This is a genomic window from Bradyrhizobium sp. WSM4872 (genome assembly GCF_055811715.1).
The window spans coordinates 1-22,063 of the sequence record NZ_JBVVPT010000001.1 but is presented as its reverse complement, the minus strand read 5'-3'; the positions used below and the strand labels follow the sequence as shown (position 1 = coordinate 22,063).

At 64.9% G+C, this 22,063-nt stretch carries 20 protein-coding genes and 1 pseudogene; 3 read left to right on the top strand and 18 right to left on the bottom strand.

Annotation, left to right across the window (positions count from 1 at the left end):
• Window positions 1–119 precede the first annotated feature (119 nt).
• On the bottom strand, window positions 120–1,502 hold the full coding sequence (locus AC0L3C_RS00105) for a peptidoglycan DD-metalloendopeptidase family protein (protein WP_473406833.1): 1,383 nt from the start codon (window positions 1,500–1,502) through the stop codon (window positions 120–122).
• Window positions 1,503–1,611: 109 nt separating this feature from the next.
• Window positions 1,612–2,262 carry a protein-L-isoaspartate(D-aspartate) O-methyltransferase gene (locus tag AC0L3C_RS00100; protein ID WP_473265824.1) on the bottom strand — a complete coding sequence of 217 codons (651 nt, stop codon included), beginning with the start codon at window positions 2,260–2,262 and terminating at the stop codon, window positions 1,612–1,614.
• Between the two features lie 226 nt (window positions 2,263–2,488).
• Here AC0L3C_RS00100 and AC0L3C_RS00095 point away from each other — a divergent pair, with 226 nt between their 5' ends.
• Window positions 2,489–2,860 carry a response regulator gene (locus tag AC0L3C_RS00095; protein ID WP_007590670.1) on the top strand — a complete coding sequence of 124 codons (372 nt, stop codon included), beginning with the start codon at window positions 2,489–2,491 and terminating at the stop codon, window positions 2,858–2,860.
• A 24-nt stretch (window positions 2,861–2,884) separates the two neighbouring features.
• On the opposite strand, the gene surE is transcribed toward AC0L3C_RS00095, so the two are convergent.
• The 12 genes from surE to AC0L3C_RS00035 all read right to left on the bottom strand — a co-directional run bounded on the left by surE (window position 2,885) and on the right by AC0L3C_RS00035 (window position 15,016).
• Window positions 2,885–3,652: a 5'/3'-nucleotidase SurE gene (gene surE / locus AC0L3C_RS00090; protein WP_473283428.1), complete on the bottom strand. Its 768-nt coding sequence runs from the start codon at window positions 3,650–3,652 to the stop codon at window positions 2,885–2,887.
• A gap of 105 nt (window positions 3,653–3,757) precedes the next feature.
• Window positions 3,758–4,120, bottom strand: coding sequence for a hypothetical protein (locus tag AC0L3C_RS00085; protein WP_473265822.1), 363 nt, complete (start codon window positions 4,118–4,120; stop codon window positions 3,758–3,760).
• Window positions 4,121–4,214: 94 nt separating this feature from the next.
• Entirely contained in the window at window positions 4,215–5,546 is a 1,332-nt protein-coding gene (gene serS / locus AC0L3C_RS00080; RefSeq protein WP_473265821.1) for a serine--tRNA ligase, read from the bottom strand.
• Between the two features lie 195 nt (window positions 5,547–5,741).
• Window positions 5,742–6,554, bottom strand: a complete 813-nt coding sequence (gene tatC / locus AC0L3C_RS00075; protein ID WP_473265820.1) for a twin-arginine translocase subunit TatC — start codon at window positions 6,552–6,554, stop codon at window positions 5,742–5,744.
• Window positions 6,551–7,105: a Sec-independent protein translocase protein TatB gene (tatB, locus tag AC0L3C_RS00070; RefSeq protein ID WP_473265819.1), complete on the bottom strand. Its 555-nt coding sequence runs from the start codon at window positions 7,103–7,105 to the stop codon at window positions 6,551–6,553. Before tatB ends, tatC begins: the two co-directional genes overlap by 4 nt.
• Window positions 7,106–7,194: 89 nt before the next feature.
• Window positions 7,195–7,431 (bottom strand): twin-arginine translocase TatA/TatE family subunit, encoded by a 237-nt coding sequence (locus AC0L3C_RS00065; protein ID WP_007610722.1) that lies wholly within the window; start codon window positions 7,429–7,431, stop codon window positions 7,195–7,197.
• Between the two features lie 166 nt (window positions 7,432–7,597).
• Window positions 7,598–8,350, bottom strand: a complete 753-nt coding sequence (gene scpB, locus AC0L3C_RS00060; protein ID WP_473265818.1) for an SMC-Scp complex subunit ScpB — start codon at window positions 8,348–8,350, stop codon at window positions 7,598–7,600.
• A gap of 21 nt (window positions 8,351–8,371) precedes the next feature.
• Complete coding sequence (locus AC0L3C_RS00055) at window positions 8,372–9,211, bottom strand: segregation and condensation protein A (RefSeq protein WP_473265817.1); 840 nt, start codon at window positions 9,209–9,211, stop codon at window positions 8,372–8,374.
• A complete protein-coding gene (nagZ, locus tag AC0L3C_RS00050; protein ID WP_473406832.1) occupies window positions 9,208–10,236 on the bottom strand; it encodes a beta-N-acetylhexosaminidase in 1,029 nt (342 codons plus the stop codon). The genes AC0L3C_RS00055 and nagZ overlap by 4 nt, the downstream gene beginning before the upstream one ends.
• Window positions 10,237–10,281: 45 nt before the next feature.
• Window positions 10,282–11,868, bottom strand: coding sequence for an SPOR domain-containing protein (locus AC0L3C_RS00045; protein WP_473407097.1), 1,587 nt, complete (start codon window positions 11,866–11,868; stop codon window positions 10,282–10,284).
• Between the two features lie 139 nt (window positions 11,869–12,007).
• Entirely contained in the window at window positions 12,008–13,798 is a 1,791-nt protein-coding gene (gene argS / locus AC0L3C_RS00040) for an arginine--tRNA ligase (RefSeq protein ID WP_473406831.1), read from the bottom strand.
• Between the two features lie 9 nt (window positions 13,799–13,807).
• Window positions 13,808–15,016, bottom strand: coding sequence for a deoxyguanosinetriphosphate triphosphohydrolase (locus tag AC0L3C_RS00035; RefSeq protein ID WP_473265814.1), 1,209 nt, complete (start codon window positions 15,014–15,016; stop codon window positions 13,808–13,810).
• A gap of 134 nt (window positions 15,017–15,150) precedes the next feature.
• Here AC0L3C_RS00035 and erpA point away from each other — a divergent pair, with 134 nt between their 5' ends.
• Window positions 15,151–15,480, top strand: a complete 330-nt coding sequence (gene erpA, locus AC0L3C_RS00030; protein WP_007610737.1) for an iron-sulfur cluster insertion protein ErpA — start codon at window positions 15,151–15,153, stop codon at window positions 15,478–15,480.
• 9 nt (window positions 15,481–15,489) lie between these two features.
• On the opposite strand, the gene AC0L3C_RS00025 is transcribed toward erpA, so the two are convergent.
• On the bottom strand, window positions 15,490–17,820 hold the full coding sequence (locus AC0L3C_RS00025; RefSeq protein WP_473406830.1) for a hybrid sensor histidine kinase/response regulator: 2,331 nt from the start codon (window positions 17,818–17,820) through the stop codon (window positions 15,490–15,492).
• Window positions 17,821–17,953: 133 nt separating this feature from the next.
• Here AC0L3C_RS00025 and xth point away from each other — a divergent pair, with 133 nt between their 5' ends.
• Window positions 17,954–18,751: an exodeoxyribonuclease III gene (gene xth / locus AC0L3C_RS00020; RefSeq protein ID WP_473265812.1), complete on the top strand. Its 798-nt coding sequence runs from the start codon at window positions 17,954–17,956 to the stop codon at window positions 18,749–18,751.
• Window positions 18,752–18,766: 15 nt separating this feature from the next.
• Here the strand turns inward: xth and AC0L3C_RS00015 are convergent, their stop codons facing one another.
• The 3 genes and pseudogenes from AC0L3C_RS00015 to AC0L3C_RS00005 all read right to left on the bottom strand — a co-directional run.
• Window positions 18,767–19,588, bottom strand: a complete 822-nt coding sequence (locus AC0L3C_RS00015; protein ID WP_473406829.1) for a tetratricopeptide repeat protein — start codon at window positions 19,586–19,588, stop codon at window positions 18,767–18,769.
• Window positions 19,575–21,299, bottom strand: coding sequence for a dihydroxy-acid dehydratase (gene ilvD / locus AC0L3C_RS00010; protein ID WP_473406828.1), 1,725 nt, complete (start codon window positions 21,297–21,299; stop codon window positions 19,575–19,577). Before ilvD ends, AC0L3C_RS00015 begins: the two co-directional genes overlap by 14 nt.
• A gap of 455 nt (window positions 21,300–21,754) precedes the next feature.
• Window positions 21,755–22,063, bottom strand: a pseudogene (locus AC0L3C_RS00005) (hypothetical protein); the annotation flags it as partial.

Sequence of the window (22,063 nt, the reverse complement as noted above, 5' to 3'; positions counted from 1 at the left end):
GGGGAATCCAGTATTCCAGCGACGGTTTTGATCGATCGAGACGCCGCAACGTGCTGGGTCGCCCGGTCAAGCCGTGCGACGACACCGCGTTTGTGGCGATGGCGCGCCCGACTTCAGGCTCAAGCCCCGTTCAGGAATTGAAGCGGGTCAACCGGGCTCGATCCCTTACGGATCTCGAAGTGGAGCTGCGGCGACGCCACCTCCCCGGATTGACCCGACTTGGCAATGACCTGGCCGCGCTTGATGGTATCGCCGCGCTTCACCATCAGCTCACTCGCATGGGCATATGCGGTGACGTAGCCGTTGGAGTGCCGAACCAGGACGAGATTGCCATAACCTTTCAGCTCGTTGCCGGAATACGCAACGACACCGTCTTCAGCCGCCTTGACCGGGGTTCCCTCAGGCACCGCGAGATTGATGCCGTCGTTGGACTTGCCATTGGTCTTGGCGCCGTAGCTCGTGACCACCTTGCCGCGCACCGGCCAGCGGAAAGTCGGCAGCGCGCTGGTGGTCTCCGCAGCTTTCGCCGGAGTTTCCGCGGTCTTCTCTTCAACATTGGCGGTGGCCTGGGCCAAGCGCGCGCTTTGCGCCGGCGCGACGGCCGCCATTTTGGTGGCGGGCGCAGGTGCCGCGGCAACGGGCTGCAGCGTGCTCGCGACGGGAGCGGCTCCGACCGGAGGCGCGGCAAGCGGTGCTGCGACGGCCGCGGTCTTGGCGCCGGGCACGGCCAGCCTGGCGCCAAGCTTGAGCTTTGCAGAGGGATTGAGGCCGTTGGCACGGGCCAGTTCAGCCGCCGAGATATGGTTCTTGCGGGCAATGCTGGCGAGCGTGTCGCCGTGGTTCACGAAGTGCGTGCTTGACGGCGCGGCAACGGCCGCAACCGGCCTCGCAGCAGGCGGCGGCGCAGCGGCAACGGGGGCCATGAGCGGCGCGGGCGCAGCGGCCGTGGCCTGGTGCGGAATGATCAGTTGCTGGCCGGGCGAGAGCGCGCGCGGCCCCTTGTACCCGTTGGCGGCGAGAATCGCCTGCGGCGTGACGCGGTAGCGCTTGGCAAGCAGGTCGAGCGTATCGCTGGTGCCGACGATGATCTTGGTTCCACCGACCGGCTGGGCGGCTGCAACCGAGCGCGGCGGCACGGTGGCCGTGGTCTCGAGATGCGGCTGCGCCGGGGGTGTGTACGAGCCGACACCGCGGCCGCCTCCGGACACACCGCCTGCTGCAACGGGGTAGGATTGCGGCGCGGACACCGCCGGCGGCAAAGGCTGCGACTGATAATAACCGGGCTGCGTCTGCGGCCGCGAATATTGCGGCAGCTCACGCTGCGGCGGCGGCGCCTGTTGCACCGAACCGGTCGATTCCTGCGCGAAGGGATTGGAGAAGTTCGACTGGGACATGCGCGACGACATGTCGGCGCTGCACCCTGCGAAGCTGAAGGAGATCAGCGCCAGCACCGCGACCTGCGGCACACGGCGCGAGTAAAGCAACTCGGCGGCAACGGACATGGTTACTCACTCGTACGCAACAGAACTGGTGTTTTAAGTAAACACGCGCCGAGTAAATAACGGCTTAACCCTCCCAATAAGATGTTGGCAGCACAGCCAATCCGGAATTCTACAGCTCCCGCGCCACCCCGGGCAGCGCCGGCACGAACCGGACCTCGACGAGTTCCTTGCGCTCGATCCCGGCTTCGGTCCGGCTCAAGCGGATCAGCGTCTGCACGCCCTGATGCGGGCCGACGGGCGCGATCAGGATGCCGCCCACCTCCAGCCGCTCGACCAGGTTCTCCGGAAGCTGCTCCATCGCGGCCGTGACGATGATGCGGTCGAACGGGCCGATATTGGGGGGCAGATTGAGTCCGTCGCCCAGCATCACCTCGACGTTGTGATAGTTTAGCTTTTCAAGCCTGATACGTGCGGCATCCGCAAGCTTGCGGTAGCGCTCGACCGTCAACACCTGGCCGGCGAGCCGCGACAGCACCGCCGCCTGGTAGCCCGAGCCGGCGCCGATCTCCAGCACGCGGTGCTTCTTCTGAAGCTGGAGCTGCTCGGTCATGTAGGCGACCACGAAGGGCTGGCTGATGGTCTGCCCGCAGGCGATCGGCAGCGCGCTGTCGCGATAGGCGCCGTCGCGATCGGCGTCGTCGACGAACTGATCGCGCGGCACCTCCTCCATGGCCCGCAGGACCGCCTGGTCGCTGATGCCCCGACGCCTCAGCGTGAGCTGAAACATCATCTTTTCCGGCGGGTGCTGATGGGAGGTCATTGCCTGCGTACTGTCTTTTGGGGTCCGGGGCGCCAACCCGGGGGGCGCGAGATTCTTGTTCCGGCTCCGGGAACCCATGATAGGCTTCGGATGGCGTAGTTGACCACAAATTGGCTTGCAACGGGCGAGCCGCGATGGCCATTTTCAAGCATCCGTTCGTCGAAACGCACATTGCGTCGATTCATGTTATCTGCGAACGTTTTTGGTGATGGGCAAGGACTCGACCATGACTGCGACGGGGCTTACCGGCCGCTCTGTATTCCTCGTCGAAGACGAGGTGATGATCAGGATGATGGTCGCGGACATGCTCGAAGAGCTTGGCTACAAGATCGCGGCCGAGGCTGGCGACATCACCGAAGCCATGCGGCTCGCCCAGGCAACCGAGTTCGACATCGCCATTCTCGACGTCAACGTCAACGGCAAGGTCATCTCGCCGGTCGCCGATGTCATCAAGGCGAAGGGCTGCCCGTTCATCTTCGCCACCGGATACGGTTCCTCCGGCCTGCCCGAGCAGTACCGCGATCGGCCGGCGCTTCAAAAACCATTTCAGCTCGACGCCCTCGGCAAGACCATCGAAGCCGCGCTTCGCGGCGGCTAGACTAGGCCCCGTTCCAGGTCAGACTTACTTCAGCGTCGCACTTAGCGCGTCGGAAAACGCCTCGTTGGTCCGGTCGAGCCTGAGCGGCGTGACGGAGACGTAGCGCTCGCGGAGCGCCGCGAGATCGGTGCCGTCGGCGGGCGTATCCATCATCGCGGTGCGCTCAAAGCCGATCCAGAAATAAGGATTGCCACGGCCGTCCTTGCGCTCGTCGATCCTGAGGAAGCCGAGATTGCGCTTGCCTTGCCGCGTCACGCGAATGCCCAGCACATCCTCCGGCGCGCAAGCCGGGAAATTGACGTTGATGACGGTGTCCTTCGGGATACCGGCGGCGATCACCTTGCGCAGGATGTCGGGCCCGAATTTGCGCGCAGTGTCCCACAGCGGCCGGTCGCGGGTCTCGACGCTGAACTCCTGCGACAGGGCGAAAGACGGTAGTCCCAGGATGGTTCCCTCCAGCGCGCCGGCGATGGTGCCGGAATAGACCACGTCCTCGGCGACGTTGCGGCCCTTGTTGACGCCGGACAGCACGACATCGGGCAGCTTGGCGCCGAGGATGTGGCGCGCGCCCATGATGACGCAGTCGGTCGGCGTGCCGCGCACCGCAAAGTGCCGCGGACCGACCTCGCGCAGGCGCAGCGGATCGTTCAGCGACAGCGAATGCGACACGCCGGACTGGTCGAGCTCAGGCGCGACCACCCAGACGTCATCGGACAATGCGCGCGCGATCTCCTCCAGGACCTTGAGGCCGGGGGCATGGATGCCGTCGTCATTGGTGCAAAGAATGCGCATGGGAAAGGTCGATTCCTGAAGCGGGTCTGAGCCGTCTTATCCGGCCGAGGCCCATCAGGCAAACCGGCCGACTGGGGCCGGCACCCGGTTGCCGGCTTGGGCCGGCTACCGGCGAACGCGCCATTGCGGCAGGAAGCGCGCCAGCCGGCCCTCGGCATGCAATTTCATCGCCGGCACGACCGGGCTCACGATGGGAGCCTCGATGACGCCGAGCGCCTCCAACTGTGCAACGAACGGGTCCGCTAGCGGCGCCTGCGGAAAGCGTTCGCGTGCCAGCGTCAGTGCCTGGTCGAAATCCGCGGCATTCACACCGGGCTTGGCCCGCCGGCTCTGGACGAGATGATCGTCCCAGAGCCGCGTAATCTCGATGTCGAGTACGCCACGCAGCCGCTGATCGACAGCCTGGATGCCGGCACCCGTCACCGCCCATTGTCTGCCGACCCAGAAGATGTCGCGGTGCAAGGCCATGAACGATCGGTTCGCGTTGTCGGGTGGCCGGCAGGATAACCGGCCGCCCGATCTTCGCAACCAAACGTTTCTCCGTTTCAGGTTGGCAGCACGCCTAGTGGCGCGCGACCACCTTCAGCCCGCCCATATAGGGCTGGAGCACGCTGGGGACCGCAATCGAGCCGTCCTCTTGCTGATAGGTCTCCATCACGGCGATCAACGCGCGGCCGAGCGCTGTGCCGGAGCCGTTGAGCGTGTGCACGAACCGCGGCTTGCCATCGGGGCCGCGCGAGCGCGCGTCCATCCGGCGGGCCTGGAAATCGCCGCACACCGAGCAGCTCGATATCTCGCGGAATGCCCCGCCGTCGCCCTGGCCCGGCATCCAGACCTCGATGTCATAGGTTTTTTGCGACGAGAAACCCATATCCCCGGTGCACAGCGTCATCACGCGGTAATGCAGGTCGAGCCGCCGCAGCACTTCCTCGGCACAGGCGAGCATGCGCTCGTGCTCGTCCTTGCTCGTCTCCGGCGTCGTGATCGAGACCAGTTCGACCTTGGTGAACTGGTGCTGCCGGATCATGCCTCGCGTGTCGCGCCCAGCGGCCCCCGCCTCCGCGCGAAAACACGGCGTCAGCGCAGTCAGCCGCATCGGCAGCTGCTTTTCGTCGAGGATGGATTCACGGACGAGATTGGTGAGCGCCACTTCCGCGGTCGGAATGATCCCGAGACGCTCGGTCTGGAGCCGCTCATGGTCGGGCTCAGCGAGCAATTCGCCCTTGATCGCCCAGAACTGGTCGTCCTCGAATTTCGGCAATTGTCCGGTGCCGAACATGATCTCGTTGCGCACGAGCAGCGGCGGATTGATCTCGGTATAGCCGTGCTCATCGACGTGTAGATTCAGCATGAACTGGCCGAGCGCGCGTTCGAGCCGCGCCAGTCCCTTCTTCAGTACGACGAAGCGCGCGCCGGAGAGCTTCGCCGCGGTCTCGAAATCCATATCACCAAGCTCGGCGCCGAGATCGTCATGGGGTTTTGGCACGAACGCGTAGTTGCGCCTGTTGCCGAAGACATGGCGCTGAACATTGCCGTGCTCGTCGACACCATCGGGCACCTCGCCGAGCGGCAGATTGGGGATCGCCGCCAGCTCCCTGGCGAGCTCCTCGTCGGCAGCCTTCGCGGTCGCCTCGAGCTCCGGCATCGTGGTCTTGAGCTCGGCGACCTCCGCCATCAGCTTCGCCGCGCGCGCCTCGTCCTTCGCCTTCTTGGCATCGCCAATTTCCTTGGAGGCCGCATTGCGCCGCGCCTGCGCCTGCTCGGAAGCCAGGATCGCCGCACGCCGGGTCTCGTCGATCGCAAGCAGCGACGCCGACATCGGCTTCAGGCCGCGTCGTGCCAGGCCGGCGTCGAAGGCTTGCGGGTTGTCGCGGATCGATTTGATGTCGTGCATGGCCGAGGTCCTGGGGGCAGCGCGTAAACACACAACGGCAAACGTTGTCAGTTCACATCAGCGCGTCTCCTAGCACGGCTGTCATCATCCGCGAAGGCGGATGATCCAGTATTCCAGAGACGTCCGTGATTCCCCGAGAGGCCGCGGCGTACTGGATTCTCCGGCTGCGCGGGGGATGACAGCGGGGGTGTCGCCCTACTCCGCCGGATTGGCCGGCGTCGATACGTCAGTGCCGCTAGAGGCTTGCGAAGCTGCCGCCTTCTTCTCCACAATTCCCACCGCGATGATCGAGCCCTCGTAGAGCGCGAGCAAGGGGATCGCGAGCGAGCACTGGCTGAGCACGTCGGGCGGGGTCAGAACAGCCGCGATGACGAAGGCAACGACGATGAAATAGCGGCGCTTCTCGCGCAGCATTTTTGACGTGACGATGCCGATGCGCCCGAGCAGCGTCAGGATCACCGGAAGCTGGAAGGCGATGCCGAAGGCGAAGATCAGCGACATCATCAGCGACAGATATTCGCCGACCTTCGGCAGCAGCTGGATTTGCGCGGTGTCGTCGCTGCCGGCCTGCTGCATGCCGAGCGAGAAGCGGACCAGCATCGGCAGCACGACGAAATAGACCAGTGCGGCGCCCAGCACGAAGAAGAACGGGGTCGCGACCAGATACGGCAGAAAGGCCTGCTTCTCGTGCTTGTAGAGGCCCGGAGCGACGAACTTGTAGATCTGCGTCGCGACGATCGGGAACGAGATGAAGCCGGCGCCGAACAGCGCGAGCTTGAGCTGGGTGATGAAATATTCCAGCAGCGCGGTGTAGATGAATTTCGAGTTCTCGGGACCCGCGACCCACACGAACGGCCAGACCAGCACGTTGTAGATCTGCTTGGCGAAGAAGAAGCAGAAGATGAAGGCAATGCCGAAGCCGAGCAGCGCCTTGATCAGCCGCGAACGCAGCTCGATCAAATGGTCCATCAAGGGGGCTTTGCTGGCTTCGATGTCGGCGGCGCTCATGACGCTTTGGCGTCCTTGATCGCCTCGGCCGGCGCAGTGTCCTGGATGACCGAATCCTGCGTGACCGAACCTTGCGTGACCTGCGCCTGCTCGACCTCACGGGTGATGGCGAGCGGCTCGTTTGCGGCCGCATGTGCCTCGGCCTCCACGAAGGTCTCTGGCGTCGGCGCTTCCGGCGTGGTGGGCGTCGCCGGCGCTTCGCTTGCGGTCGTCAGCGGTTCGACAACGGCGGTGGTCGAGGTCTCGGCCGGCTTGTCCAGCGCATCGACGCGGAGTGCGTCGCTGACGTCCTTTTGGAGCGAGGTCATCAGATTGTTGCCGGCGAAGCCGGAAGCCGCTTCCTTGACCTCGTCGAAGCTCTTCTTGAGGTCGGCCATTTCGGCCTCGCGCATCGCTTCCTGGAATTGGCCCTGGAATTCGGCGGCCATCTTGCGCGCCTTGCCCATCCACTGCCCGACCATGCGCAGCACGCCCGGCAGCTCTTTCGGGCCGATGGCGATCAGGGCCACGACCCCGATCAGGACCAGTTCACTCCACCCGATATCGAACATGAGGTCTTCCGTTCACGCCAGCAGCAAGCCGGCCCAATCCCTCGCGCGCAGGATCGGGTCCGCTACCCGCGTCTCGCGTGCTCTCTGGCTTAGACGGCCTTGCTGCCGACGTCGGACCGTGCCGCGGTCGGCGCGGCATTGTTGTGCTCGATGGACTTGGCCGGCTCGGGCTTGTCGGCGACCTTGTCGTCGTCCTGCATGCCCTTCTTGAATGCCTTGATGCCCTGCGCCACGTCGCCCATCAGATCCGAAATCTTGCCGCGACCGAACAGCAGCAGGACCACTGCGATCACCAGGACCCAGTGCCAAATGCTGAGTGAACCCATCCTGCAACCCTCCAAACGCGCATGGCCGGGGACCGGCCGATCTTCACCGAAACCTAGGCTTGGCAGGTGTCAAAAACAAGGACCAAGGCAGCGCCAATTCGCTGTTGGCGCTACGTAATTTTGCTAGTGTTAACTGGTCGCAGGTGGCCGGTAGAAGGCCGGGACGTCAGTCCTCGCTGCCGCCCTCGCCACCCTCCTGGCCGCCTTCCGGCGGCGTCTCGGGCTCGACCGCAGGCGCCAGCGCGAGATCAAGGTCCTCTCCCGGTTCCAGCGGATCCTCGTCCTCCCGCAAAGTCGGGTCATCCGACGGCGTCGGCACGCTGAATCCGGTCGGCAGGCGCGAATCCAGGAGCCCCGTGCCCTTCAGCTCCTCTAGGCCCGGCAGATCGCCAAGCTGTTCCAGAGTGAACTGCGACAGGAAGTCCTCAGTGGTTCCGAAGGTCAAGGGACGGCCCGGCGTCTTGCGACGTCCCCGCGGCTTGATCCAGCCGGTTTCCAGCAGCACGTCCAGCGTGCCCTTCGAGGTGACGACGCCACGGATCTCCTCGATCTCGGCGCGGGTCACCGGCTGGTGATAGGCGATGATCGCCAGCACCTCGATCGCGGCGCGCGACAGGCGGCGGGTCTCGGTGCTCTCGCGGGTCATCAGCCAGGCGAGATCGCCCGCGGTGCGGAAGGTCCATTTGTTGGCGACCCGCACGAGATTCACGCCGCGCAGGGAATAGTCGGCCTGCAACTGCTCGAGCGCAGCCTTCACGTCCACGCCCTCGGGCATGCGCTTGGCCAGCGTCGCCGTGTCCAGCGGTTCATTCGAAGCAAACAGCAGCGCTTCCAGCAGCCGCAATTCTTCGGGACGTGCCTGGGACTCGTTCTCCATCGGCTCGGCCTCTTCTACCCGCACTTCAGCCAGGCTTGCCATGGCAGATTCTCCTTGTTGCACTTAAGCGACCGGCGCATCGGGCGCAGGAGCTGCGTCCATGACCGGCTTGGGGCGCCCCTTCCGGAAATAGATGGGCGCAAACGCCTCTTTCTGATTCAGCTCGAGCTGACCTTCGCGCACCAGCTCGAGCGCAGCCGCGAAACTCGAGGCGAGCACCGTCGCGCGCTGCGTCGGATCGGCGACATGCTGAAGCAGAAAATCGTCGAGAACGCCCCAATCGTCCTGCTCGCTGATGCTGCCGACCAGCCGCTCCAGCGTGGCGCGCGCCTCGGCGAGCGACCACACCGTGCGCTTGGCCAGATGCACGTTCGCCAGCACGCGCGACTGGCGCTGCGCGGCATAAGCGGTGAGCAGGTCATAGAGCGTTGCGGTGTATTTCGGATGCTTGATCTCGGCGATCTGCTCGGGCTCGCCGCGCGGGAAGATGTCGCGCAGCAATTGCTGCCGGTTCATCAGCCGGTTGGCGGCTTCACGAATCGCCTCCAGCCGGCGCAGGCGATTGGCGAGCGCCGTCGCCATCTGCTCGGCGCTCGGGCCTTCCGCACTCGGCGGCTCCGGCAGCAGCAGGCGCGATTTCAGGAAGGCGAGCCAGGCCGCCATCACGAGATAGTCGGCGGCAAGCTCGAGGCGGATCTTTCGCGCGGCTTCGATGAAGTGGAGATACTGGTCGGCGAGCGCCAGGATCGAGATCTTGGCGAGATCGACCTTCTGCTGCCGCGCCAGTGCGAGCAGCAGGTCGAGCGGACCTTCATAGCCCTCGACGTCGACCACCAACGCCGGCTCACCCTCGGCGAGCTCTGCGGGCCGCCCGGTTTCAAACGATAGGATTTCTGCGGTCATGCCGATGCCGTGTTTGCCCGTGCGATCAATGCGTCCAGTTCGGCGCGTGCGGCCGCGCGATCGAACGGCTGCGGTCCCTTGCGCGCCGCGAGCGCGGCGTTCGCCCGCTCCAGCGCCCTGCCCGCCAGTTCGGGTGTCTGGCCGGCGACCTCACGCATCTCCTCGATGTTGCCGTTGCAATGCAGGGCCATGTCGCAACCGGCCGCAAAAATCGCGCGGGTCCGCTCGGCGATATTGCCCGACAGCGCATTCATCGACACGTCATCACTCATTAACAAACCCTGGAACCCGATAGTGCCGCGAATCACCTCAGCGATCATTGTCGCAGATGTCGTCGCCGGATGGGCGGGGTCGACCGCGCTAAACACAACATGTGCAGTCATGGCCATCGGCAAATCCGCCAAAGGCTTGAATGCCGCGAAGTCCGTGCGATCCAGTTCGTCTCGCGGCGTGTCGACCGTCGGCAGATTGAAATGGGTATCGGCCGTAGCGCGGCCATGGCCGGGGATGTGCTTGAGCACCGGCAACACGCCGCCCTGTTCCAGGCCCTCGGTGACCGCGCGGGCGATCGCGGCGACTTTTCCCGGTTCGGTGCCGTAGGCCCTGTTCCCGATGACGGCGTTGGCGCCAGCCACCGGCACGTCGGCCAGCGGCAGGCAATCCACGGTAATGCCGAGATCTGCGAGATCGACCGCGATCAGCCGTGCGCTGAGGCGCGCCGCGGCCAGCCCGAGCGCCGAATCAGTATCGTAGAGATCCGCGAAAACAGCGCCCGGCGGATAGACCGGCCAATGCGGCGGACCTAGGCGCTGCACCCGTCCACCCTCCTGGTCGATCAGGACAGGGGCATCAGCGAAACCCGCGACCGCCCGCAATTCCGCAACGAGTGCAGTAACTTGAGCCGGCGTCTCGACGTTGCGCTTGAAGAGGATGAAACCCCATGGGCGTTCGCTGCGGATAAACTCCCGCTCGGCGGCGGTTAGTTCCGTTCCGGAAACGCCGGTAATGAAGGCCCGCGTGCTCATACGGCCGATTAACCTTGACCCGCGAGAGGGTCAAGGAAACGGCTGTTAATTCCTCTGGACGAAGCAGGCAGACAGGCCAGCGGATTTCAGACTGTTGCAGGCTTGGTTCGCCTCTTCGAGCGAGCCGTAGGGCCCAGCGAAGGCGCGGTAGACGATTCCCTTGCCCTTGTCGGTGAGGTCGACCCGCTTGACCACCGGTGCGCGGGAGCCCAGCACGCTGCCGTACTTGCTCTGAAGCACCCGGTAGGAGGCGTGGGCGCTATCCTCGGTCTGCTGCGATGAGACCTGCACGACGTAGCCGCCGCCACTGCTGCTCGGGGGCGCAATTTGCGTCGGATTGGTCGCAGCCATCCGCTGCGGCGGCTCCGCAGCCGGCGCCGATTGCGGCGCCAGCGAGAGCGGCTGATTGGCACTGGCATTGGCCGAGGTCGGCGGCGTGCGTGGTGCAGCCGGTGCCGCAACGGGCTTCGGGAGAGCTGCCGGCTTCGCGACCGTGGCGGCTTGCGACGCGGTGGCGTCGGTCTGATCGCCCTTCACGGCCACGGTCCTGATCGCGCGCGGCGAATTGTTCGGCAGCGTGCCGTTGCTCGGATTCGGGCCCGCACTCGACAGCGGAATGCTGGACGGCGACACGCTCGCCACCGGCGGCGGGTTCGCGTTCTGGTTCAGCGGTGGGAACACGACGCGGGGACCTCCCGCCTTGGCGTTGACGTCGACAGGCGCCTCCTCGCGCGGCACGATCTTCTCGGTGCCATCACCGGTGACCATACGGTCCGGCACCTTGGCCGAGGAATCCGACGGCGCCGGCACGATTTTGGTCGGCGTGTTGTCCGCCCTGATGATGGGCGGCTCGCCGCTGCGGGGCGAGCCCACATAGGTCTTGTAGGCGAACGCAGCGCCGGTCCCGACAACGGCAAGCGCCAGGATCGCCGCGACCGTCATCATGCCGCCACGCTGCTTCTTCGGCTCGTCGAGATCGGCCTCGGGATAGTCGCTCTGGAATGCGTAAGGATCGTCAGGATAGGCGGGATCGCGCTGGTAGTCCTGCTCGCCCGCCTCCAGCCGTCCGTAGAGCGCATCGTCGTAGCGCGCCGGATCGGGCTGCTGATAGGCTTGCTGCTGATAGGCTTGCTCTTGGTAAGCCTGATCATGCTGCTGGTAGGCCTGATCCTGATAGGCAGGAGGTTGATAAGCAGGAGGTTGATAGGCCTGATCCGGATAGGCCTGCGGCTGACGAAAATCAGGTTCGGGCTCGGGCGCAGTCGGCTGGGCTGAATAACGATGCAGTGGATGAACCGGGCTTACGGAAGCGGGATAGGAAGGCTCAGCTGGCGCCGTCTGCGGCTGCACATTGGCGCGCCGCATCCATGAGGGCGGTCCGGGCGGCGGCGGAGGAGCCTGCTCAGCATAGTCCTGCTGATCATCGTCCTGCCGATAGTCGTCGTCCCGATAGCTCTGGACAGGCGCAGGCGCTGCTGGCGGGTGCGCGCCGGGCCGTCCTTGCGCTGCGAACGGATCGGTCTGCCCGATCAAACGGGCAAGTTCGGCCAAGGGATCGCCGCTCGCATGCTGATCGCCACCGCGACCATAGTCATCGGAAGGAAACGGTCTGTCCTGATATCGTTCGGCCATCGTGATGATGCGTCCCTTCGGGAAAGCCGCGCGCCCCTCGACCAAGGCACGGCTTTCGACCCACAAGGCTTTCAACCAAGTCTAAGCGATCCGGCTTCTGCCGGTTACCCCCGAAATCCCTTAAGTAGTTCGCCCCAAACTACCGCATCTCGTCCGGAGCATGGACGCCGAGGATGGCGAGGCCCGATGCCAGGACAGAGACGACGCCCTGGACCATGGCCAGCCGCGCCTTCGTTAGATCTGCATCATTATTGATAATGAAGCGTAAATAGGGCAAATCGCGCCCCTTCGTCCAAAGTGCGTGAAATTCGCTCGCTAAGTCATAGAGATAGAAGGCAATTCGGTGCGGCTCGTGGGCGCTTGCCGCCGCTTCCAGCATGCGCGGAAAAATTGCGAGCCGCTTAAGAAGGTCGAGTTCAGCCGGGTCTGACAGCCGTTCCACCGCCGACTCACCGAGCCAGGCGATGCGCTGTTCCGTATCCACCGGGAGTTCCGGGAACACCTCGGCCCGGGCGTTGCGGAAGATCGAATGGCCGCGGGCGTGGCCGTACTGGACATAGAAGACAGGGTTGTCGCGCGACTGTTCCATGACCTTGGCGAGATCGAAGTCGAGGACCGCGTCGTTCTTGCGGTAGAGCATCATGAAGCGGACGGCGTCCTGGCCGACTTCATCCACCACCTCACGCAAGGTGACGAAGTCCCCGCTCCGCTTGGACATTTTCACCGGCTCGCTGTTGCGCAGCAACTTCACGAGCTGGACGATCTTGACGTCGAGCGCCCCCTTGCCGGAGGTCGTCGCCTTCACCGCCGCCTGCATGCGCTTGATGTAGCCGCCATGGTCGGCGCCCCAGACGTCGATCATCTCCGCGAAACCACGATCGAACTTATTCTTGTGGTAGGCGATGTCGGCGGCGAAGTAGGTGTAGGAATTATCCGACTTGATCAGCGGGCGATCGACGTCGTCGCCGTAGGCGGTCGCCTTGAACAGCAACTGCTCGCGATCTTCCCAGTCCTCGGCCGGGGCCCCCTTTGGCGGCGGCAGACGGCCCTGGTAGACGTCGCCCTTGGCGCGCAGGAAATCGATGGTCTCGGCGACCTTATTGTTGCCGGCGTCCTGCAGCGAGCGCTCGGAGAAGAACACATCATGGCGGATGTTGAGCGCGGCGAGATCGTCCTTGATCTCGTCCATCATCATCGCGATTGCCTTGGCACGTACCGTCGGCAGCCACGCGCCCTCGCTCATGGCGAGGAGCTTGTCGCCGTGTTCCTGTGCCAGCGCCTGCCCGACCGGCTTCAGATAGTCGCCGGGGTAAAGGCCTTCCGGAATCGCGCCGATGTCCTCGCCGAGCGCCTCGCGATATCTGAGGAAAGCGGAGCGGGCGAGCACGTCGACCTGCGCGCCGGCGTCGTTGATGTAATATTCGCGCGTGACGTCACGGCCTGCGAACTCGAGCAGGCTCGCCAGCGCGTCGCCGAACACGGCGCCGCGGCAATGGCCGACATGCATCGGTCCGGTCGGGTTGGCGGAGACATATTCGACGTTGACCTTGGAGCCGCCGCGGACACGGCCGTAATCGGCGCCCTCGCCCAACACGGTCCGTAGCGCCTCGGCCCATGCGGCCGGCTTCAGCGTCAGGTTGATGAAGCCGGGACCGGCGACGTCGACCTTGGTGATCAGCGGGTCCGCGCGCAGCCGTTCGGCGATCTGCTCGGCGAGATCGCGCGGCTTTGCCTTTGCCTCTTTCGCAAGCACCATGGCGGCATTGGTCGCCATGTCGCCGTGGGAAGCATCGCGCGGCGGCTCGACCACCACGCGCGAGAAATCGATGCCCTCGGGCCAGTTGGCTTCCGCCGCGAGCGCGCGGCAGACGGCGTGCACGCGTGCGAGCACGTCGGCGAACAGGTGCAGTGCTGAGGATGTGTCGGGCATGGGCGCCGCCTAACGCAAATCCGGGGTCGAGTCAAAGAGCCGCTGGTGCTCGGTCAGGGCGAAACGGTCGGTCATTCCGGCAATGAAATTCCCGATCCGGCGAGCCCGGTCGCCCTCATTGTCCGCCTCCGCCCCGACCAGCCATTCCGGCGGCAGCTCGCCGGGCGATGTCAGGTATTTTGCGAACAGGTCGAACAGGATCTGTTCCGCCTCGCCCATCACCCGCATGACCCGCTTGTGGCGGTACATGTGCTGATAGAGAAAGCGCTTGATGGCGGCCTCCTCTTCGGCGACCGCGGCGGGGAACGCAATCAGTGCCCGGCTTTGCTGGCGCACGTCCTGGGCGGATTGCGGTTTAACGGCGGCAAGGTTTGTCTGCGCCTCGGCGAACACGGCACCGATCAGGTGCGAGATCAGCTCACGCACCAGCTCGGCGCCGCGCCTGACGTCTTCGAGATGAGGGTAATGCGCAGACGTCTCGGCGATGATCTCCGCGGTCAGCGGCATCACCTTGAGGTCGTCGAGGTGAAACAGACCCGCGCGCAGGCCGTCGTCGATGTCGTGGGCATCATAGGCGATGTCGTCGGCGATCGCGGCGACCTGTGCCTCCAGCGAGGCGAAACTCCACAATTCGAGATCGTAGGTCTTGATGTAGTCGGCGATGCCGACGGGAATGCCGTGCTCGCGATAACGCCCGACCGGCGCACCGCTGCGATCGGTCAGCGGGCCGTTATGCTTGACGATGCCTTCTAGCGACTCCCACGTCAGGTTGAGCCCGTCGAATTCGGGATAGCGGTGTTCCAGCGCCACAACGACGCGGAGGGTCTGGGCGTTGTGGTCGAAGCCGCCAAAATCCTTCAGGCAGGCGTCCAGCGCCCGCTCGCCGGCGTGCCCGAACGGCGGATGGCCGAGGTCGTGGGCGAGCGCAAGGGTTTCCGTGAGGTCCTCGTCCAGCCCCAGCTGCCGCGCCAGCGCCCGGGCGATCTGCGCCACCTCCAGCGAATGGGTCAGCCGGGTGCGGTAGTGGTCGCCCTCGTGGAACACGAACACCTGGGTCTTGTACTTCAGCCGGCGGAACGCGGTGGAATGGATGACCCGGTCGCAATCCCGCCGGAACGGGCTGCGGGTCCGGCTCGGCGGTTCCGCAACCAACCGGCCGCGACTACGCTCGGGATCGCAGGCATAGGGCGCGTGGGGGGCAGCCATTCCGACGGACACGGCGAATTTAGTCCCTATCCATTTGATTCTGCGTATGGTGGCACTTAACTATGCCGGACGCGGGATACCAACTGAATTGGGCAAGCGACCCTCAGGTGACCTTGGTGTGACCGCGGGGCTATCGGAGACGAACGATGACGACTGACGTGACCATCAGTGACAAGGCCGCACGCCGGATTGGGGAGATCCTCAAGGGCGAAGGGTCTGGCGCGATGCTGCGGATCTCGGTCGAGGGCGGCGGCTGCTCCGGCTTCCAGTACAAATTCGACATTGACCGTGCCCGCACCGACGACGATCTCGTGATCGAGCAGGACAATGCGGTGGTGCTGGTCGATTCCGCCTCGCAGCCGTTTTTGGCGGGGTCGCAGGTCGATTTCGTCGACGACCTGATTGGCGCCTCGTTCCGGGTCAACAATCCCAACGCCACCGCGTCCTGCGGCTGCGGGACCAGCTTCTCGATCTGACGCCGCCGGCTAAGCGCCGGTGATCTGCCTTTCCTCGTCCGTCCAGTCCGCCTCGACCGGCATCTGCTCTGGCTGAAGCGGTGCGTCCTCCGACACCCGTTGGCCGTCCAGCGCACGAAGCAGCGCCGTGACCAGCGCAGGCTTACGCAGCGGTTTGGCGAGGAAGTCGGACATCCCCGCATCGCGACAGATCCTGACGTCCTCGGGGAAGGCATTGGCGGTCAGCGCGATGATCGGCAAGGCCGCGAACCGTCCGCCCTCGGCGCGGATAGCGCGGGTCGCGGCGAGGCCGTCCATCTCGGGCATGCGCACGTCCATCAGCACGATGTCGTAATCGCCTTCGGACACGGCCGCGACGGCCTCGACACCGTCGGTTACGGCGCGCAATTCGACATCGAAGGCACCGAGCATCTTGGTCACGACCATGCGGTTGACGGCGTCGTCTTCGGCGACCAGCACCTTCAGCGGTCGGTCGAGGCCTGCGATGCGCGCCTTGAGATCGTCGGCTTCCTCGCGGCCTGCGTCGTGATCGGACGTTTGCACCTGACTCCACGGCAGCACCAGCGTGAAGCGGAAGGTCGAGCCTTCGCCCGGCATCGAGGTGACGCCGATGGTGCCGCCCATCTGCTCGATGATGCGCCGGGAGATCGCAAGCCCAAGCCCGGTGCCGCCGAAGCGGCGGCTGATCGAGGCGTCGGCCTGGGCGAAGTCGGAGAAGAGCTGCCCGAGCTTCTCGGCGGCGATGCCGATACCGCTGTCGGTCACGCTCCATTCGACGGTGGCGAGCAGATCGCGGCGGGCCTGACAGACAGCTGCGATTGTGACTTCGCCTGCGTCGGTGAACTTTACCGCGTTGGCGGCGAGATTGAGCAGGACCTGGCGGATACGTGCGACATCGCCGCGCAGCGTCGGCGGCAGGTTGGGATCGAGCTCGATCTTGACGGCGAGCCCCTTGCTCTTGGCGCTCGCGCGCACGACGGTCGCCACGGCTTCGACCAGCGCCTGCGGCGCGAAGTCGATCACCTCGAACGCGAAGCGTCCGGCCTCGAGCTTCGAGAGGTCCAGGATGTCGTTGAGGATGCGCTGGAGATTGTCGCCGGACTCGCGGATCGTGGTGACGGCTTCGTGCTGCTCCGGATCGAGTTTTGTCTCCAGCAGCATGCTGGCAAGCCCGAGCACGCCGTTCATCGGCGTACGGATCTCGTGGCTCATCACCGCGAGGAAATCCGATTTTGCACGGCTCTCGGCCTCGGCCTTTTCCGCGCGCCAGCGCTCGGTCACGTCGCGGCCGAAGCCGCGATAGCCGAGGAACTGACCGTCGCGGTCGTAGGCCGGCTTTGCAGTGAGCGACCACAGCCGCGCCTCGCCGCCGGCGACCACCTTGAGGTTCATCTCGTGCAGCGGTTCGGCGTGCTCCATCAGGCCGACGACGTTGTAGGCCGCGCTCTTGTCTTCGGGGCACAGCATGTCGAGCACGTCGGCGAAATGCGAGCCCTTCAGCAGCGGCAGCGGTAGCTGTGCGACCGCGGCGAAGCGCTCGGGCACGTCGACCAGATGCCCTTCGGCGTCGGTCTGCCACAGCCAATCGCTGGCGTTCTCCTGAAAATCCTTGAGCAGCAGCGAGATGATCTCGGTCTGGCGCTCGAGCTCGAGCTGGGCCTTGAGATTGCCGAGGAACAGATTGCCTTGCGAGACGATGTTGCGCGCCATGAAGAACGCGAACAGCAGCAGAAACACCGCGGTCACGAGATACGGCCCGGCGCCGCACGACAGCAACGCCGCGACGCAGGCGATCGTCGTCGTCGCGAGATAGACAAGGCCCGCGCGCGGGAAGGTCGAGAGCGTGAAGGCGCCGCCGGACATCATGCCGACCATCAGGCAGGCCAGGACGAGCTGGCTGGTCGGCTCGATGCGGCTGAACAGCGCGACCGGCAGCGTGCCCCAGATCGCGGCGAGGAAAAACGCCTGCCGCAACATCTGCCGCGCGGCGCGGGGTGACGCTTCCTGCGGCGGGCTTTGGTGGGAGCGCCGCCACGCGCGCACCGCGAGTGAGGCGGCGGTCGCGAGGGTCATGCCCCAGATCGCGAGAAAGTCGTTCCAGCCCCTGCCCCAGAACAGGATCAGCACAACGGCGACGTTGAGCATGGTGACGGCCATCGTCACCGGGATCAGTCGTATCACCGCGTCGATCTGCTTGGCGCGGATGCGGCTCAGCTCGCGCTCGCTGAGACCGGCGGTCAGGCCGTCCTCGATCTCGTAGCCGCCGAGCCAGTACAGGAACGCGCCGATCAACCCGTCGCGGGTCTCGGTTCGCTTCATGGATTTGTCCGGCCGTCCCATTCGAAAAACCTTTTCACGATCAATGGCCCAGGCCCGACTTAAGCCGGGTTAATTTTGTGGAGATTTCGCAGCGTCCTTGACGGGCGCGTTTGCATTTTGTTCTAACCAATGCCCCTGCCCGGAGCCCGTCGAAATGCCCATCAGAATTGCCACCTGGAACGTGAACTCGGTCCGGCAGCGGATCGACCTCCTCCTGACCTGGCTGAAGGAGTGCCAGCCGGACATCGTCTGCCTCCAGGAGATCAAATGCGTGGACGAGGCCTTCCCGCGGCTGGAGATCGAGGCGCTCGGCTACAACGTGGTCACCCACGGGCAGAAGACGTTCAACGGTGTCGCCCTGCTCTCCAAGCTCCCGTTCGACGAGACCAAGTCGGGGCTGGCCGGCGACGACGAGGATGCGCATGCGCGCTTCCTCGAAGGCGTGGTGACGCTCAAGCGCGGAGTGCTGCGCATCGCCTGCCTCTATCTGCCCAACGGCAATCCGGTCGGGACCGAGAAATATCCCTACAAGCTCAAATGGATGTCGCGGCTTCTTGAATATTCGAAGGAGCGTCTCAAGACCGAGGAGCCGCTGATCCTCGCAGGCGACTTCAACGTCATCCCGCATGCCCGGGACGTCCATAATCCCGCCGCCTGGAGCGAGGACGCCCTGTTCAAGGCCGAGACGCGGGAGAGTTTTCAGTCCCTGCTCGGCCTTGGCCTGACCGATGCGCTTCGGGCCGTCACCGACGAGCCCGGGCTCTACACCTTCTGGGACTACCAGGCCGGCGCCTGGCAGAAGAACCACGGCCTGCGGATCGACCATCTGCTGCTGTCGCCACAGGCCAGCGACCGGCTCGCCAATGTCGGTATCGACAGCTATGTACGCAGCTGGGAGAAGCCGTCGGACCACGTGCCGGTGTGGGCGGATCTCGATCTTGAGGCGGCGTGAGGCCGCCTCAACCACTTACTCCCGGCGGCCCTGCACCCATTGCTCCAGCATTTGCAGGCACATGGCGCGATCGTCGTCGGAGGCCTTTGCGAAGGCGCGGTTGTAGTTTTCCTTGATCCAGGTCTCGTCGCTGCCCGCGCTGTCACGTGCCAGCGTCAACCACATCAGGCCGCGCGCGGCCTGCCGCGGCAGGCGGTCGCCGTTGAACAGCATCTGGCCGAGCAGCGCCTGGGCCTCGTGCTGCCCCTTTTGCGCGGCGAGCCCAAGCCAGCGTGCGCCGTAGCGGAAATCCTCGCGCGAAGCGTCTGGTGTCTTGAGGTACAGGCGGGCGAGATCGTATTGCGCATCCGCATTGCCGAAATAGGACGCGGCATAGGAAAACATCTCCCGCGCCCGCTCCTGGTCCGGCTTGACCTTCGAATTCGGGATGCCGCTGAGATAATAGCGGCCGAGCGCCACAAAGGCGTTGGCGACGATCTGCGCCTGCGGCGCCGACGGGCTATCCTCGGCATGCGCGTTGGCGATGCGGGTGAAATACTCGAACGCACGCACATCGTCCTGGACGACGCCGTCGCCATTGGCGTACATGCGGCCGAGCTTCCACTGCGCGATGGGGTGGCCACCCTCCGCGGCATATTGCAGGGCGCTGAGCGAGGTTTCCTGGGGCACGACTGGCGGTACATTGCGCACCTTGCCCGCTGCGCCCGGCAAGGTCGTGACCACCGGAATGGTCGCATCCTTCTGGCTGACGGGTGCGCCGTCAAAGGCGAGCGCCGGCGCGGCCAGCGCGGCAGCCCCCAACACAAACGCAACGATGGTACGCCTAGATGTCCGCATAGCACTGTTTCTCGTGCGCGCCGCCCGGATGGGTCACTGCCCCACCGACCGCTGGTCCAACCTGCTGAGCATATTTCCAGAGCGCGCCCGTCGTGTGGTTAGTCGCGCGAGCGGTCCATTTGGTCTTGCGCTGGGCAAGCTCCTGGTCGCTCAATTTTACGTTAAGGGTACCGGCGACCGCGTCGATCTCGATGACATCGCCGTCCTCGAGCAGCCCGATCGGGCCGCCGATGGCGGCTTCCGGCCCGACATGGCCGATGCAGAAGCCGCGGGTGGCGCCGGAGAAGCGGCCGTCGGTGATGAGCGCGATCTTGCCGCCCATGCCCTGGCCGGTCAGCGCCGCGGTGGTCTGGAGCATTTCCCGCATCCCGGGACCGCCCTTGGGCCCCTCGTAGCGGATCACGATGACTTCGCCTTCGCGGTAGGTGCGCTTCTGGACGGCCTCGAAAGCATCCTCCTCACGGTCGAAGCACCTGGCCGGACCGGTGAACCTGAGGTTGGACATTCCCGCGACTTTCACGATCGCACCTTCTGGCGCCAGATTGCCCTTCAGACCGACCACACCGCCGGTGACGGTGATGGGCTTGTCTGCCGGGTGCACCACGTCCTGGTGCGGATTCCACTTCACGCTTTTGAGGTTTTCGGCGATCGTTCGACCGGTAACGGTGAGGCAGTCACCGTGGAGAAATCCGTTGTCGAGCAGCGTCTTCATCAGAAGCGGTATGCCACCTACTTCAAACATGTCTTTGGCGACATAACGGCCGCCCGGCTTCAAATCCGCGACGTACGGTGTCTTTTTGAAGATTTCGGCGACGTCGAACAGGTCGAACTTGATGCCGGCCTCGTGCGCGATCGCCGGCAGGTGCAGTGCAGCATTGGTCGAGCCCCCGGATGCGGCGACCACGGCGGCGGCATTCTCCAGCGCCTTGAGGGTGACGATGTCGCGCGGCCGGATGTTTTGGGCGATCAGCTCCATGACCTGCTCGCCCGCGGTCATGCAGAAGGCGTCGCGAATTTCATAGGGTGCCGGAGCACCGGCCGAGTACGGCAGCGCCAGCCCGATCGCCTCGGAGACGGTCGCCATGGTGTTGGCGGTGAACTGCGCGCCGCAGGCACCCGCCGAGGGGCACGCCACGCGCTCGATCTCGTCGAGATCCTCGTCCGACATCGCACCGACCGAGTGCTTGCCGACGGCCTCGAACATGTCCTGCACGGTCACTTGCTGGCCGCGGAAATTGCCGGGCAGGATCGAGCCGCCATAGATGAAGATCGAGGGCACGTTGAGGCGGACCATCGCCATCATCATGCCCGGCAGCGACTTGTCGCAGCCGGCCAGGCCAACGAGGGCGTCATAGGCGTGGCCGCGGATCGTCAGCTCGACGGAATCGGCGATGCATTCGCGCGACGGCAGCGAGGAGCGCATGCCGTCATGGCCCATGGCGATGCCGTCGGTCACGGTGATGGTGCAAAACTCGCGCGGCGTGCCGCCGGCGGATGCAACACCCTTCTTCACCGCCTGCGCCTGGCGCATCAGGGAGATGTTGCAGGGCGCGGCCTCGTTCCAGCACGAGGCGACGCCGACGAAGGGCTGGTGGATCTGGTCGGTGGTCAGACCCATGGCGTAGAGGTAGGACCGATGGGGCGCGCGCGCAGGGCCTTCCGTCACGTGACGGCTCGGCAGCCTCTGCTTGATGTTGCTCTTCGCGTCCATCGCCAACCAGTTTCCCCGGCCAACCCTTTCAGACCCGAAAAATCAGAGCCAAGATTTGAATCGACCTTTTGGATCGACCTTGGGGATTTCCGTCGCCTTCCAGGACCACCGCTGCCGCTAAAACATTCGAGTGATTTTATTCATGTTCCGGTGTGGCCAAAAAGCGGCGTTCATGCGAACGGACAGAGATGATGGTTAAATCCATGACGGGTGTTGCATGGACGGCACAATCGTGGCCTGGAGGACACGGGCGAGCTTACTGCAATACCCCCGGCGGGAGGACAATCCACAACTTCAGGTTTCCAGTACGTGCCTGCGCAGCAACTTCGGCGCGACGCCAAGGCGCAGCCAGGGGTGAGTCGGCGCATCATCCCCCCCGCGCGTGCCCCTACGTGCTGCAAAGGCCTCTGCGCTGCGCATCGGAGACGCAAGGGTGGAGTGGTGCGCACACTCTCTCAAAGCGTCTTTGCGAGTATGAGGTGACGGCTTCGTCCTCCCAGCACCACTGTCATTCCCCGCGAGAGCGGGGAATCCAGTACGCCGCGGCTTCTCGGTTCAATCATAACTGTCTCGGAGTACTGGATCGCCCGGTCAAGCCGGGCGATGACAGAGAGTGTGTAGCCGCACGCCTTCTCGTCCTCGCGGCGCGTTTCGCCCGAGCTTTGCCTGGTCATTCCACCCCTCTTGTCCAAGAGGGCGCAGGGAAGGCCGGGTGCTGACCTCGCACCCGCGGTCCGCTGCGCGAAAAGCACACGCAGGAAAAC